Source organism: Pseudomonas sp. ok266, assembly GCF_900110195.1.
Taxonomy (GTDB): domain Bacteria; phylum Pseudomonadota; class Gammaproteobacteria; order Pseudomonadales; family Pseudomonadaceae; genus Aquipseudomonas; species Aquipseudomonas neuropathica.
In genome coordinates this window covers 162,469-176,516 of sequence record NZ_FOCU01000004.1, presented here as the reverse complement: position 1 = coordinate 176,516, position 14,048 = coordinate 162,469, and the positions used below count along the sequence as shown (strand labels likewise).

The window sequence follows — 14,048 nt, the reverse complement described above, 5'->3', positions numbered from 1 at the left end:
ATCGCGAGCAGGCTCACTCCTACATTTGGAATGCGTTCCCCTGTAGGAGTGAGCCTGCTCGCGATGAGGTCCGACCAGACACAGAAAGTATCAGAGGGAAATCAATTCATCGATATGTTGATACTGCGCATCCAGCTCCGTCGCCAGATCCTTGGCCCGGCCCAACCGGATCGGCCCACGCTCGATATCGATCAACAACCCCGGGCACGCCAGCGCCGGTAATCCCGACCACTGTTTCAGACGCCCATCGGTCACCACCAGCAAGCGTTGCTGCTCGGCAGGAAAGCGCTTGCGCCGCACCGTCAGCCACTGCCCGGCCTGCTCCAGCGCCGCCAGCAACGGCGTGCCACCGCCTGCACCCAAAGCGTCCAGCCAGACACGCAAGCCGCTGGACGCCTTCAATCCCTGCACCTGCCATTTCGGCACCGAGCCACTGGCCGTCAACAATGCGAGTCGTGCCCGTTGCCGGTAAGCATCATCGAACAATTGCGCGAGCAAACCTTTGGCATCGCTCAAGGCCTGATGGCGGCGGGTCGAGGCGGAGGCATCGACGATGACCAGCCATAACTCATGCGGCGTACGCGTGCGCAGTTGAAACAGCAAATCTTCACGCGTCCGGGGACGCCCGTTGAGCAACGTGCCCGGCCAATTTACCGTACCGCTGCGCGCCTTATGGCGCTTGCCTTGGCGTCCGTTGTCCAGCCGACCGGCGCGGGGTCTGGCATTCGCCCCCGCGTCGGATCGGGGGCGAATGCCTAAGGCTTTTTTGGCCAGCTCGGCACTTCGCGGCGGGCGCCGGTGGCGAGCGCAGGCGCCGGCATGTCGCCCCACTGGCCCTGCCCTTCACTCGGTGATGCCTGAGTCGCGGCCGGCGACTGGGCCGGTTGCGGCGGATTCGATGGCGCTTGCTCACGGCGCCGATGGCGCAGGGCAAACTCGGCGACAGCGTCGATATCCTCTGCGCCAATCACCTCAGCTCCGCGCCACGCTGCGTGGGCACGTGCGGCGCGCAACCAGACCAGGTCGGCACGCAGACCATCAACCCCGGCGGCGAAACAACGCTCGGTGATCTGCGCCAGTGCGGCATCATCCAGCGGAATATCGGCCAGGGCACGACGAGCGTTTTCGCAACGTGCACGCAAGGCTTGCTGCTCGCCTTGCCACTGTGCGCAGAACGCTTGCGGGTCGCTGTCGAAATCCAGTCGCCGACGGATGATCTGTCCGCGTTCGGTCGGTGCCGTGTGGCCACTGAGGGCGACGTTCAGGCCAAAGCGGTCAAGCAGTTGCGGACGCAACTCGCCCTCTTCCGGGTTCATCGTGCCGATCAGCACGAACTTCGCCGAATGCCGATGGGAAATGCCGTCACGCTCGATCAGATTGGTGCCGCTGGCGGCAACGTCGAGCAGCAGATCGACGAGGTGATCGGGCAGCAGATTGACTTCATCGACGTAGAGCACGCCGCCGTCAGCCTTGGCCAGCACACCTGGTGAGAATTGCGCGCGGCCCTCGCTGAGGGCAGCGTCAAGGTCGAGGGTGCCGACCAGGCGTTCTTCGGTGGCGCCCAACGGCAAGGTGACAAATTGACCGCTGGCGAGCAGATCGGCCAGGCCCCGGGCCAGGGTGGATTTGGCCATGCCGCGCGGGCCTTCGATCAGCACGCCGCCGATTTTCGGGTCGATGGCGGTGAGGCACAGGGCGAGCTTGAGGTCATCGGCGCCGACCACGGCGGAGAGCGGGAAATGCGGGGTGTCGGTCATTTGGGTTTTCTCTGTCGTGGTCTTTGGTGTGCTTGAGTGTTGTGGTGTGTCAGTCGGGGTGGCCCTCACCCTAGCCCTCTCCCAGGGGGAGAGGGAACTGATTGCGGTGTTCTTGCAAGTTGCGCCGACCCGAATTATCGAGTTGAACTCAGGCTCCAAAGCCAACACAAATCGGCTCCCTTACCCCCTTACTCCCCTGGGGAGAGGGAACTGACCTAGGTGTTCTTTCGAATTCCGTCGACCTGATATGTCGGGCCGAACTCAGACTTCGACAGCAACGCAAATCGGCTCCCTCTCTCTCCGGGAGAGGGCTGGGGTGAGGGTAGCTTTTGGCCGGTTACATATCTTCCTCAATATCCAGCAGCAGATTCTCCAGCGCTTCCTTATAAGCCCCAGGCTCCTGCCACATCCCCCGCTGCTGTGCCTCAAGCATCCGCTCGGTCATATCCCGCAGCGCGTGCGGATTATGCTCACGAACAAATTCCCGCGTTGCCGGATCCAGCAGATAAGCATCGGCCAGCAAAGCGTACTGGTGGTCATCAATCAACTGCGTCGTCGCATCGAACGCGAACAGGTTATCAACCGTCGCAGCCATTTCGAACGCGCCTTTATAGCCGTGGCGCTTGACCCCGTCGATCCATTTCGGATTGACCGCTCGTGAGCGAATCACCCGGTTCAGCTCTTCTTTCAAGGTGCGAATCTTTGGCAGATCCGGTTGACTGTGATCGCCGTGATAACTCGCCGCCGCTTCACCGCGCAAGCTTTCCACGGCAGCGAGCATGCCGCCCTGGAACTGGTAGTAATCATTGGAATCGAGCAGGTCGTGCTCGCGGTTGTCCTGATTCTGCAGCACCGCTTGTACCTGACTCAGGCGCTGAACGAATTGCTCGCGCGCAGCGGTGCCTTCGTCGGCACCGCCGTAAGCATAAGCGCCCCAGTTCAGATAAACCTCAGCGAGATCTTCACGGCTCTGCCACAAGCGACCGTCGATGGCGCCCTGCACGCCTGCGCCGTACGCGCCGGGTTTGGCGCCGAAGATCCGCCATCCGGCCTGACGCCGCGCGGTGTCCTCATCGAGGCCCGATTGCCGCAGCGCCTCGCGCTCGGCACGCACTTTCGCGGCCAGCGGGTTGAGGTCGTCCGGCTCGTCCAGCGCTGCCACTGCTTGCACGGCGGCGTCGAACAGGCGAATCAGGTTGGCGAAGGCATCCCGAAAAAACCCGGAAACTCGCAGCGTGACATCGACGCGCGGACGATCAAGCAGGCTCAGCGGCAGAATCTCGAAATCATCAACGCGCTGACTGCCAGTGGCCCACACCGGACGCACGCCCATCAGTGCCATGGCCTGGGCGATGTCGTCGCCACCAGTGCGCATGGTCGCGGTGCCCCACACGGATAATCCGAGCTGGCGCAGGTGATCGCCGTGGTCTTGCAGGTGCCGTTCCAGAATCAACGTCGCCGACTGGAAACCGATGCGCCACGCGGTGGTGGTCGGCAGGTTGCGCACGTCGACCGAGTAGAAGTTGCGGCCGGTGGGCAGCACGTCAAGGCGACCACGGCTGGGTGCACCGCTGGGGCCCGCGGGGACGAAGCGACCGCTGAGGGCGTCGAGCAGGCCGCGCATTTCGGCGGGGCCGCAGGCATCGAGGCGTGGGGCGACGACTTCGCGCAGCGACTGGATAATCGCATTCACATCAGACCACCCCGGACCCTGTGGGAGCGAGCTTGCTCGCGAAAGCGGTGTGTCAGTGAATGAAGTGTTGGCTGACACGACGCCTTCGCGAGCAAGCTCGCTCCCACATGGATCGTGCAGGGCTTGGGAAATCAGCTGTGTGGCAAACAGTTCGAGGCGTTCGCGGGTATCGCCGGCGGTGCGCCAGACTTCGTCGCCGATTGATCGCAATTGATCGGGGCGCGGACCAGACCAAGGGTCGGCCAGCGCGCAATCGAGCGGGTCGAAACCCAGTTCGAACGCTTTGGCCAATGCCCGCAATAAACTCGACTGCGCGCCTTTGCCATCGCCACGCGGTATACGCAGCAAAGCCAACAACGTATCAATGCGCAAACGCCCGCTCGGCGATTCACCAAAAATGTGCAAACCATCGCGAATCTGCGATTCCTTCAAATCACACAAATACGTATCCAGGCGCGGCAACCAGATCGCCGCGTCGGCATCACTGTCCAGCGCGGCATCGAGTTGCAGTTCGCGGTCGATCTGCGTCTCGCGGACCAATAGCAGAATGTCGCGCTGCAGTTCACGGGCGCGGCGCGGATCAAGCAGCTGCGCTTCGTAATACTCGTCGGCCAGCAGCTCCAGATTGCGCAACGGCCCGTAGGTTTCGGCACGGGTCAGCGGCGGCATCAGGTGATCGATAATCACCGCTTGCGTGCGCCGTTTGGCCTGCGCGCCCTCCCCCGGATCGTTGACGATAAACGGATAGATATTCGGCAGCGGACCGAGCAACGCATCCGGCCAGCAGTTCTCCGAAAGACCGACGCCTTTGCCTGGCAGCCATTCGAGGTTGCCGTGTTTGCCAACGTGAATCACGCCGTGGGCACCGTAGGTGTTGCGCAACCAGAAATAGAACGCCAGATAAGCGTGCGGCGGCACCAGATCGGGGTCGTGATAGACCGCGCTCGGGTCGACCTGATAACCGCGCGCCGGCTGAATACCGACGAAGGTCAGGCCGAAGCGCAGACCGGCGATCATCATCCTCCCGTCGCGGCACATCGGGTCGTTTTGCGGCGTGCCCCAGCGTTCGATCACAGCGCTGCGATTGGCCTCGGGCAGCGCGTTGAACATCGTCAGATAAGCGTCCATCGCCAGGCTTTGCTGGCACGGACGCAGATCAATGGTGTCGAGATCGTTGCTGACGCCACCGAGCAATTGCTCGATCAACTCGGTGCCGCTATTCGGCAGTTCAGCGGTGAGCGGATATCCCTCAGCCTGCAATGCACGCAGGATGTTCAGCGCCGCCGCCGGCGTGTCGAGACCGACACCGTTGCCGATGCGCCCATCACGGGTCGGATAGTTGGCGAGGATCAATGCGATGCGTTTTTCGCCATTTGGTACTTGCGCCAGATCAATCCAGCGCCGCGCCAGTTCAGCGACGAAATCCATGCGCTCAGGTTGCGCGCGGTAGCAGACGACATCGGACTGACTGCGCTCACTGCGCCAGGCCAGATCCTTGAAACTGATCGGCCGGCTGATGATGCGCCCGTCGAGTTCCGGCAAGGCAATGTGCATGGCCAGATCCCGTGGCCCCAGGCCTTGCTCGCTGTCGCGCCAGCCGGGCTCGTTGTCCTGCGCGCAGATTGCCTGGATCACCGGGATATTTCGGCGAAACGGTCGCAGATGCGGCGCTTCCGGGCTGGATTGAGCGAACCCGGTGGTGTTGAGAATCACCCCGGCCTCAACCTCGTCCAGCCAGTCCTCGACCACCGTCAGGCAGCCGGGTTCTTTCAGACTGGCCACCGCGATCGGCAGCGGATTCAGCCCCGCCGCTTGCAAGCGCTGGCAGAACACATCGATGAACGCGGTGTTCGCCGCTTGTAAATGCGAGCGGTAAAACAACACCGCCGCGACCGGGTGCGCAGGCAGCCAATCGGCTTGCCAGTCACTCAGTGCGGCGCTGGTTTTATCCGGATGGTAAATCGCCGTGCGCGGCAGCGCCTGCGGTTCTTCCCAGGCGTAATCGCGAGCCAGCCAACGGTTGGCGAGGCAGCGGAAAAAGTCCAGCGCATTGCCCAGGCCGCCCTGACGCAGGAATTGCCAGAGGCGATCACGATCCACAGCGTTGACGGTGCTCAGGTCGCTGAGTTCCGGATCAGGACGGTCATCGCCCGGCACCAGAATCACCTGCACACCGCGCTCGGACAGTTCGATCAGACGCTCGACGCCGTAGCGCCAATAGGCGATGCCGCCGTGCAGCGAAATCAGAATCACCTTGGCGTGGCGCAGCACTTCATCGACGTACAAATCGACCGAAGCGTGATTCTGCACCTGCATCGGGTTGGCCAGACGCAGGCTCGGGTAATCTTCCGGCAACTGCTGCGCGGCTTCGGCGAGCAGCGCCAGACTGGAGTCGCCGCTGCACAGGATCACCAGCTCGGCGGGGGTTTGGCCAAGGTCGGCAATGTTGTCATCCGAGACGAAACCGCCGGGCTGAGTCCTGAGCAGGTGCATGGCTTAAACGCTGAGCGCAGCGCGCAGTTGCGCTTCGAGTTGCGCGGCGTCGAGTTCCTGACCGATCAACACCAGACGCGTGACGCGCGCTTCATCAGCGCCCCACTGACGGTCGAAATGCTTGTCAAAACGCGTACCCACACCCTGGATCAGCAGACGCATTGGCTTGTTCGGGATGGCGGCGAAACCTTTGACGCGCAGGATGCCGTGCTTGACCACCAGTTGCGTCAGGGCGTCGAGCAGCAGGCTTTCGTCGGCTTGTGGCAGTTCGATGGAGATCGAATCGAAGGCGTCGTGATCGTGGTCATCGTGGTCGTCATCGCCTTCACCGTGGTGGTGATCATGATGGCTGTGGCGGCTGTCGATATGCTCCTCGGAACCGGCGCCGAGGCCGATCAGCACGTCCAGCGGCAGACGGCCGTTGCTGGCTTCGATGATTTTCACCGCTGGCGGCAGTTCTTCGGCGACTTCAGCGCGGACACGAGCGAGATCTTCCGCGCTGGTCTGGTCGGCCTTGTTGAGGATCACCAGGTCGGCGCTGGCCAGTTGATCGGCGAACAGTTCGTGCAGTGGCGATTCGTGGTCGAGGTTCGGATCGAGTTTGCGCTGGGCATCAACCTGATCCGGGAACGCGGCGAAAGTGCCAGCAGCGACGGCCGGGCTGTCGACCACGGTGATCACCGCATCAACGGTGCAGGCGCTGCGGATTTCCGGCCACTGGAAGGCTTGTACCAGCGGTTTTGGCAGGGCCAAGCCCGAAGTTTCGATAAGGATATGGTCGAGATCGCCGCGACGGGCAACCAGTTCGCGCATCACCGGGAAGAACTCTTCCTGAACGGTGCAGCACAGGCAGCCGTTGGCCAGCTCGTAAACGCGGCCGGTGGCTTCCTCTTCGGTGCAACCGATGGTGCATTGCTTGAGGATTTCACCGTCAATGCCCAACTCGCCAAACTCGTTGACGATCACCGCGATACGACGGCCCTGAGCGTTGTCGAGCATGTGCCGCAGCAGCGTGGTCTTGCCCGAGCCGAGGAAGCCGGTGACGATGGTGACGGGGAGTTTGGCCAGTGTTTTCATCGGTATGCCCTTTGGCAAGCGGCGGGCATACGGGACGAGAACCGGCAACGCGCGCGCGTGCCTGGAGAGTTCGCCACCGGATCACCCCGCCCGGTTGTAGTGAGAATCTGTGACGAGGCAGGTCTCCTGGCTGACGGCGTTCAGGCGCTGGGCCTGGCGTTGGCTGCGCCTTCCCGCGGGCTCATAAGTTGAGCTGGCAGTGGCGTGGCAGCGAACATCACCGTTCACAGTTGCGGGGGCAGCCGCGGCATTGACCGCGTTCCCTTCTTAGCTCCGGCACACGCCGGAGAACCTCGATTGCGCAAGGCTACGCATGCACGGCAGGCGGGTCAACGCCTGGATCATTGTGGTTATAAGGACAGCAACTTTTTCGTCTAATGATCGCGAACACTTCTCACTTAAGAAGTAGTTGTAAGTTATGTCTTACATGCCCTCTCCGTTAAATTAAAAAACCACCACCGGGTTAAACCCTGAAATAGAGCGGCTGCGCGTATTTGATTACATATCTTTACAAAAACCAAATTGATAAATCAATACAAGATATGAACGATGAGTTCGCACAAGGACTATGAGTCTCTCAAGAAAGGATTTCTTGCATGGCTGATTATTATCAGTATTTGATCCTGCCTGTTTCTTTCCTGCACCCATGGGTATCCACAACATGAGTGCCGGTAACGCGTTACGGCTTTCAAGTGATGCCGGACTAAAGGAACTTTCCGAACTACTGCGCAATTGCCACTATGCGCACAGTGCCCACTATCCAGCATTGGATGTTGCGCTGCTGGGACGCGAAGCATGCCGGGCATTCAATGCGACCTGGGAGCATTTGCATACCGATGCGTATCTCAGCGCAGAGAACGGTCTTCGCGAACGACGCATCTGCAAGTTCCAGTATCGCCAACGGGAACGCCAGTGGACGGCGCTGCAAGACTGCCACTTTTTTCAAGCCGAGACCGACAACCCGCTGTTGGGCGGGGTGCAGCGCACCTACACCCGCTGCGAGGCGACGTTCATTGACTCCCCGATTCTGCAGACACTGCTGGCCGCCGACCTGGCACTGCTGGACATGGCGCTGGGGCCGCGCGACTGGCTCGTGACCTGCCATCAGTTCCGTATCCTCTGCGATCAAGGCAATGCTGGCCAGGCCACTCCTGAGGGCCGACATCGCGACGGGCACGATTTTGTCTTTCAACACCTGATTCAACGTCAGCATGTCATCGGTGGCGAAAGCCGGATATTTGATGAAGAAGGTGGCCAAGTATTCAGTGCAACTTTGACTGACTATCTGGAAACCCTCGTCTTGAATGACCGAATACTTCTGCATGAAGTTTCCCCACTGCAAACATCGAGCATTAATTCGGATCGCGGCAGTCGCGATATGTTGATTATCGACTTCGACCTGGCGGACTACTAATGAATCATTCGACTCATGCACTTTCAGTCAGTACCCCACTCGCGCATAACTTCATCATTGAACAGTTTCAACAGGCGTGCGCACGAAGAACTTCCACACTATCGCTGACCGCCAATGAAAACATATTGTCCGAGACTGCACGCACGCTAGGACAGAATCGCCATTACGAGCGTTACTTGTTCAATGCACAGGCCATTGACGGTCAATGCTATGCCGCCGAATTCAATGGCATGCAGGTCGAACACTTCCCCGAAGTCGAAACATTAAAGGCTTTGGCGACCCAAGCCGTGCAGGCAATGTTCCACGCGCCGTTCGTCGAATACCGTGTGCTCTCCGGCGTGCACTGCACGCTGAGCGTGCTGGCCGCCCTGACCGAGCCGGGCGACTGCGTATTATCACTGGCGCCCGAAAGTGGCGGGCATTTCGCAACCGGGCCTCTGGTGCAGAAGATGGGCCGGCACAGCGTCTTTTTGAAACTGACGGCTGACGGACAAATTGATCTCGGGGACGTTGATCGGCAACTCCAGGCGTGCGGTGTACAACCGGCAGCCGTACTGCTCGACCATGGTCTGACCACACGGGCAATCGCCCTTAAACCACTGCGCGCGCTGCTGAACCGCCGGGGCTTTGAGCGGACACTGATCATCTACGATGCGTCGCACACTCTGGGCCTCATCGCCGGGAAGGCCTTTCCCAATCCGCTTGACGAGGGGGCGGATATTCTTCAAGGCAACACCCACAAATCCCTGGCAGGTCCGCACCGGGCACTGATCGTCTGCCGGCGTGCCGATCTGGCCCAGCGGATCGAGCAAACGCTCAGTGGTGCGCTGGTGTCCTCGCCCAATCTGCCCGGTCTGCTGCAACTGTTCGTCAGCCTGCTGGAAACCCAGCGCTACGGCCAGGCCTACGCCCAACGCATGTGCGCCAATACTCGCCAGTTGCACGACGCACTCGCCGACCTGCCGGGCTGGACGCTGCACCCCTCCGACACGCACCTGCTGTTGCTCGAAGGCGAACGGGCCCGGCAAGCGGCGCAGCAGCTCAATGAACTGGGGATCCGGATCAACAATAAACAGATCAATGGCCGCGACTGCCTGCGCTTCGGCCTTCAGGAAATCACTCGTCTGGGCATCAGCAGCGAAGACCTGGATGCCTTGGCGCACATCATTCGCAATGTCTTGAGCGGTGGCGCCTACGGCGTGGACCGGATTCGTCTGGCTCACATTTGCCAGCGCCTGAACCGGGTCCACTACAGCTTCGATCAGGAGGTTGACGAATGAGTGCAGCCGCCTGCCTGATCATCGGCAATATTCGTGACGGAGAATACGAGGGCCTGATTGCCGAAGGCATCACCCCTTTGCTGATTGCCGATAGTCGCAAAACCAGCAAGATCGCCGATGCGAAACAGATCTCGCCGGTGGCGCTGTACGACTTTTCCAGAGGGCTGACCGCGGATCTGATCCAGCTGACGCAGCAGTTGCTGGACGAGCATGGCTTCACCAGTGTCCTGAATTTCCGTGAAGGCTATGTCGCGATCACGGGGCGGCTGTGTGCGGCGCTGCCGGCGCTGGCCCACTTGCACCGTAACGTGGAAAACACGCTGGACAAGGTGCTGCAACGCCAATGCTTCCAACAGTCGCGCAACCTGGATCTGCACGTGGTCTCTCGCCAGGTTCGTATCGACGACCTACTGGCGCGCCCGGGCGATCTGCCCTACCCGTTCATCCTGAAGCCAGCGAACCTTTACAGCAGCCTGTTCGTACGCTGCATCGACGATCAGCAGGATCTGCTCGACTACGCCCGTCATGAATGGCCGGCGCTGCAGCGCTATGTGGCGGGCAAAAGCCGCGAAACCGATCAACTGCTGCTGGAGGAATTTCTCCAGGGCTCCAACCATTCCATCGACTGCACGATTGCCGCCGATGGCACGATCAGCAGTTTTCCGATCGTCGATGTGATTGCCGGCGTCGATATCGATCGCGGCGACTTTCACCATTTCGCCCGCTACACGCCGTCGCTGCTGGAGCCCGACGCAGCGCTGAAGGAGCGTTGCCATCGCCTGGCCCATGACGCCGTGAAAGCGTTAGCGCTCAAAGGCACGTTTGCCCATGTCGAGTTCATTCTCACCCCCCGCGGGCCAAGAGTCCTCGAAGTCGGCGCACGCCCCGGCGGCAGCCGGATTCATGTGATTCGCCAAGCCTGGGGGCTGGCGCTGGATGTCTGCTACCACCGCGCGCTGTCCGCCGAGCCTCTGCCCAGCGCCAGCGAAGCGCCGGATGCGTTCGGCATCGCCACCCCTTTTGCCCGCACAGACCGGCTCTATGACGGACTGCACGGCGCCGACCGGATCTGCCGCTTGCCAGGTTTCCAGCGTTGGTACGCCTACGTCACTCCGGGCGAAGCCATCGGACCGGTCAGCAACGGTTTTCAGAACTACCTGTACATCGAGTTCAGGCAACCCGACACCGCCCGCCTGCGACAATCCTTGCTCGCCGTCAGCGACATTGATGTCTATGGCGAGCAGCCCACGGCGGCGAACACCAAACACATTCTGCTCATCGGCGGGCGTGATTCGGGACTGGATTGGGATACTGCGCGGCAGTTTCGATTTACTCTCGTCCAGCAACCCGGCGAGTTATCTGACTATCAGCGCGAGCGCGCAACGCTACTGCTGACGCCTGACATCGCCGATCTGCCGGCCTACAGCACGATGGTAGAACGGCTGCACCGGCAATCGCCATTCGATGCCGTGGTTTCGTTTTCGGAACTGGGCCTGTTGCCCGCGTCACGCTTGGGCGAACGTCTGGGCATCGTCCACAACAACCTGCGCAGTGTGGAAGTCAGTCGCGACAAGCTGCTGTTTCGCCAATTGCTCAAAGGCAGTCGCTACGAGTTGCCCACTGCCGCTATCAACCATGGTGCCGAGGCTCGCGCTTTCGTGCTGCGCCATGGCCCGGCCATCGTCAAACCCGTCAACGGTTCGGGCAGTCAGGGCGTCTATGCCATAGACAGGCCCGAGGATGTCGAACACCTCTCGCTGGAGGGAAACAATCTGATCGAGGCCTTCGCCAGCGGCGACGAATACAGCGTTGAATCCCTCAGCCTGGATGGCCAGCACCGGATTCTCGGCATCACGCGCAAATACACCAGCGGTGCCCCCGGTTATGTCGAAACCGGGCATGACTTTCCTGCCGGGCTCGACGAGAAAACCGCCGCGCAGATCGAAGAAGCGGTGCTGTGGCTGCTCGGGCGAATGGGCAACCGCTGGGGCCCGGCCCACACGGAAATCAAGCTGGACGGTTCACGCCTGCAATTCATCGAAACCCAGACCCGCTTCGGCGGTGACCAGATCTGGGAAATGGTCTGGAAAACCACGGGGGTGCATTTGGCAGCCAGCACCATCGCCGCGATGGCCGGCACGTCACTGCCGACGCCCGAGAAAACCTACGCCAAAATGGCGATCCGCTACATCGAGGCGGCCCCGACCGCCGATCCGCAACAGCTCCAGGCACGCCTGCTGCAACACCCGTTTGCATTACGCGTGAACCTCAACCCCGACAAGTTCGGCCAGAGCATCAGCCGTTCCGCAGACCGCCACGGCTACACGCTGCTGGGCTGCAGCGACGCCGACGACCCGGCGGACTTCAACGCCGCGATCACCCACCCAGAGTTCACTACGCAAGGACCAGCGCAATGACCCGTAAAGACCCGCTATATCACATCGAAGGCCCGATCAGCGCTCACTTCCCGATGATCTCCTTTTCCACCAATGTCTACGACAACCCTGCAGACATCCTGGGTTCGATCACCGATCTGGCCAGACATTTCCAAGCGGTCGAGTTCGAGATCGGCGAAGACGCCGAAAAAACCTTCTGGTCGCTGAGCGCCGAAGACCGGTCTGAGCTTGCCGGGAAAATCCGCAGCTTCGCCGAACACAATGGCATCACGCTGACCGTCCACGCCGGATGGTGGGGTCGCCAGTACAACCTGTGCTCCCCGGATTTGACCGAACGTGCCCAAGCGGTGGACTGTCTGAGTGCCGCCGTGGAGTTTTCCCACGAGGCCGGCGCCACCAGCGTCACTTTTCATCCCGGCTACAAAGATCAACTGGAAAACGGCGAACTGCTGGACAACCTGATAGTAGCGATCAACCAGGTGACCAAGCGCTGCAACACCGATGGCATCACCCTGTGCCTGGAGAACATGGGCGGTCAGCGGCCGAAATTCCCGGTCTTCACCGTCGAGGAACACCTGCGCTTTCACAAGGAAACCGGGTGCTTCGTGACCATCGACGTGACGCATCTGTGCTCACTGCTGCCGTATGGTGAAAGCCTGTTCAAAGCCATTGCCGATCTGGCGCCGGTTACCCGGCATCTGCACATTGCCGACCTCAACAACACCCACCATCAACATCTGCCGATTGGCGAAGGCAACTTGCGCCTGAGCGATGTGCTCAATCGCTTCGCGGTCAACGGCTATCGGGGTGTGGCCGTGGTGGAGGAGTTCATTCCGCGCTTCTCCACCGAGTACTACCTGGAAAAAGCCCTGGCCTACAAGAACGGCGTAGAGCAATTGCTGGCCGGCTCGCGGCACAGCACTCATGCTGGTTGAGTCGAACCTGGCAAAACCGGCGTCGCGCAGCGAGATCGCGACCGGTATCCGCGATGCGCTACCGTTCGTCTTCTCGCTGCTGCTGACCTTCACCCTGATCGGCATGCTCGGGCGCCGCCATGGTCTGGATCTTCCGGCCATGGTGGTTTTCAGCGGTACGGTAATGGCCTCGCCGTTGCAACTGACGCTGCTGGAAACCCCCGCGCACCTGCTTAACGCCTTTGGCGTGCTGGTCTCGGCGCTGAGTATCAACTTGCGTTTTCTGGTCTTCACACTGAGCCTGAAATCCAGCCTCCAGGGCCCGGTCAAAGCGTTCGTCCCCGCCCTGGCGGTGATGGCAAATGCGGCTTTCACGTTGATGTCGATCCGCAAGGATCAGCAACCGATCAGCCGCCCGTATGCCAACACCGTGTGCTTTCTGCTGTACGCCGCCGCCCTGCTTGGCACCGTGGTCGGGTACTGTTTCGCCAGCGTGGCCGACAACGCAGTGATGGATCACGTCAGTGTGGTGATCGCGATTTTCATCAGCGCTTCGCTTGGCAAGATGGCCCGCGACCGTCACAGCTTCCATGCGCAATGGATTGCCGGCCTGGCCACCGCCGCGAGCTTGCTGTGGCTGGGCGAGGTCAGCTTGCTGCTGGTGCTCGCCATCACCGTTCTGACGAGCTATGTCTATGATTGAACCTGGTACTTTCTGGCTGTACGTACTGATTTGCGCGCTGGTTTCGATCGTCTGCCGCTTGCTGCCGCTGGCCGTCGATGTCGAACGGCTTTCGGCAACTGCCCGCGCTTTCATCGATCGTCTGGGAAAATACACATCGGTGGCGATGCTCGTCAGCCTGCTGGCGGTCTCACTCTATCCTTTGGCCAGCCAGCACCTGGCGGCCATGCCATGGATCCTCCCGGTGGCGTTGGCGTGGCTGCTGAGCCTGACGCGAATCAAATCCTATTATGCGTTCCTGATGGCGCTGGGGGTGTACGTCCTGCTGATCATGCGCTAGGC

Annotated in this window: 10 protein-coding genes and 1 riboswitch; of the genes, 6 read left to right on the top strand and 4 right to left on the bottom strand. The window is 61.0% G+C overall.

Features of this window, described 5'->3' with window-relative positions; translation table 11 throughout:
* Positions 1 to 90: 90 nt before the first annotated feature.
* From BMY54_RS08635 to cobW, 4 genes are all read right to left on the bottom strand, one after another.
* Positions 91 to 774, bottom strand: a complete 684-nt coding sequence (locus tag BMY54_RS08635) for a vWA domain-containing protein (protein WP_175559578.1) — start codon at positions 772 to 774, stop codon at positions 91 to 93.
* Positions 756 to 1,757: a magnesium chelatase ATPase subunit I gene (locus BMY54_RS08630; protein ID WP_093430917.1), complete on the bottom strand. Its 1,002-nt coding sequence runs from the start codon at positions 1,755 to 1,757 to the stop codon at positions 756 to 758. The genes BMY54_RS08635 and BMY54_RS08630 overlap by 19 nt, the downstream gene beginning before the upstream one ends.
* 337 nt (positions 1,758 to 2,094) lie before the next feature.
* A complete protein-coding gene (gene cobN, locus BMY54_RS08625; RefSeq protein ID WP_093430914.1) occupies positions 2,095 to 5,943 on the bottom strand; it encodes a cobaltochelatase subunit CobN in 3,849 nt (1,282 codons plus the stop codon).
* Between the two features lie 3 nt (positions 5,944 to 5,946).
* The gene (gene cobW / locus BMY54_RS08620; RefSeq protein WP_093430911.1) at positions 5,947 to 7,020 is read right to left on the bottom strand and encodes a cobalamin biosynthesis protein CobW; all 1,074 of its coding nucleotides are present in this window, start codon (positions 7,018 to 7,020) and stop codon (positions 5,947 to 5,949) included.
* Positions 7,021 to 7,118: 98 nt separating this feature from the next.
* Positions 7,119 to 7,331, bottom strand: a riboswitch (cobalamin riboswitch).
* A gap of 350 nt (positions 7,332 to 7,681) precedes the next feature.
* Here cobW and BMY54_RS08615 point away from each other — a divergent pair.
* From BMY54_RS08615 to BMY54_RS08590, 6 genes are read left to right on the top strand one after another with little or no spacing between them, the layout of a single operon-like run.
* Positions 7,682 to 8,434, top strand: a complete 753-nt coding sequence (locus tag BMY54_RS08615; RefSeq protein ID WP_175559570.1) for a 2OG-Fe dioxygenase family protein — start codon at positions 7,682 to 7,684, stop codon at positions 8,432 to 8,434.
* Positions 8,434 to 9,714, top strand: a complete 1,281-nt coding sequence (locus tag BMY54_RS08610; protein ID WP_093430905.1) for a hypothetical protein — start codon at positions 8,434 to 8,436, stop codon at positions 9,712 to 9,714. The genes BMY54_RS08615 and BMY54_RS08610 overlap by 1 nt, the downstream gene beginning before the upstream one ends.
* Positions 9,711 to 12,131, top strand: coding sequence for an ATP-grasp domain-containing protein (locus tag BMY54_RS08605; protein WP_093430902.1), 2,421 nt, complete (start codon positions 9,711 to 9,713; stop codon positions 12,129 to 12,131). The genes BMY54_RS08610 and BMY54_RS08605 overlap by 4 nt, the downstream gene beginning before the upstream one ends.
* On the top strand, positions 12,128 to 13,045 hold the full coding sequence (locus tag BMY54_RS08600; RefSeq protein WP_093430899.1) for a sugar phosphate isomerase/epimerase family protein: 918 nt from the start codon (positions 12,128 to 12,130) through the stop codon (positions 13,043 to 13,045). Before BMY54_RS08605 ends, BMY54_RS08600 begins: the two co-directional genes overlap by 4 nt.
* Positions 13,035 to 13,727, top strand: a complete 693-nt coding sequence (locus BMY54_RS08595; RefSeq protein ID WP_093430896.1) for an AzlC family ABC transporter permease — start codon at positions 13,035 to 13,037, stop codon at positions 13,725 to 13,727. Before BMY54_RS08600 ends, BMY54_RS08595 begins: the two co-directional genes overlap by 11 nt.
* The gene (locus BMY54_RS08590) at positions 13,720 to 14,046 is read left to right on the top strand and encodes a hypothetical protein (RefSeq protein ID WP_093430893.1); all 327 of its coding nucleotides are present in this window, start codon (positions 13,720 to 13,722) and stop codon (positions 14,044 to 14,046) included. The genes BMY54_RS08595 and BMY54_RS08590 overlap by 8 nt, the downstream gene beginning before the upstream one ends.
* The last annotated feature ends 2 nt before the right edge of the window (positions 14,047 to 14,048 follow it).

What these genes read in the sequence shown, in the direction of transcription:
- BMY54_RS08630 (WP_093430917.1), bottom strand. Translation starts at nt 1,757, where the DNA reads ATGACCGACACCCCGCATTTCCCGCTCTCCGCCGTGGTCGGCGCCGAT.
- cobN (WP_093430914.1), bottom strand. Translation starts at nt 5,943, where the DNA reads ATGCACCTGCTCAGGACTCAGCCCGGCGGTTTCGTCTCGGATGACAAC.
- cobW (WP_093430911.1), bottom strand. Translation starts at nt 7,020, where the DNA reads ATGAAAACACTGGCCAAACTCCCCGTCACCATCGTCACCGGCTTCCTC.
- BMY54_RS08615 (WP_175559570.1), top strand. Translation starts at nt 7,682, where the DNA reads ATGAGTGCCGGTAACGCGTTACGGCTTTCAAGTGATGCCGGACTAAAG.
- BMY54_RS08610 (WP_093430905.1), top strand. Translation starts at nt 8,434, where the DNA reads ATGAATCATTCGACTCATGCACTTTCAGTCAGTACCCCACTCGCGCAT.
- BMY54_RS08605 (WP_093430902.1), top strand. Translation starts at nt 9,711, where the DNA reads ATGAGTGCAGCCGCCTGCCTGATCATCGGCAATATTCGTGACGGAGAA.
- BMY54_RS08600 (WP_093430899.1), top strand. Translation starts at nt 12,128, where the DNA reads ATGACCCGTAAAGACCCGCTATATCACATCGAAGGCCCGATCAGCGCT.
- BMY54_RS08595 (WP_093430896.1), top strand. Translation starts at nt 13,035, where the DNA reads ATGCTGGTTGAGTCGAACCTGGCAAAACCGGCGTCGCGCAGCGAGATC.
- BMY54_RS08590 (WP_093430893.1), top strand. Translation starts at nt 13,720, where the DNA reads ATGATTGAACCTGGTACTTTCTGGCTGTACGTACTGATTTGCGCGCTG.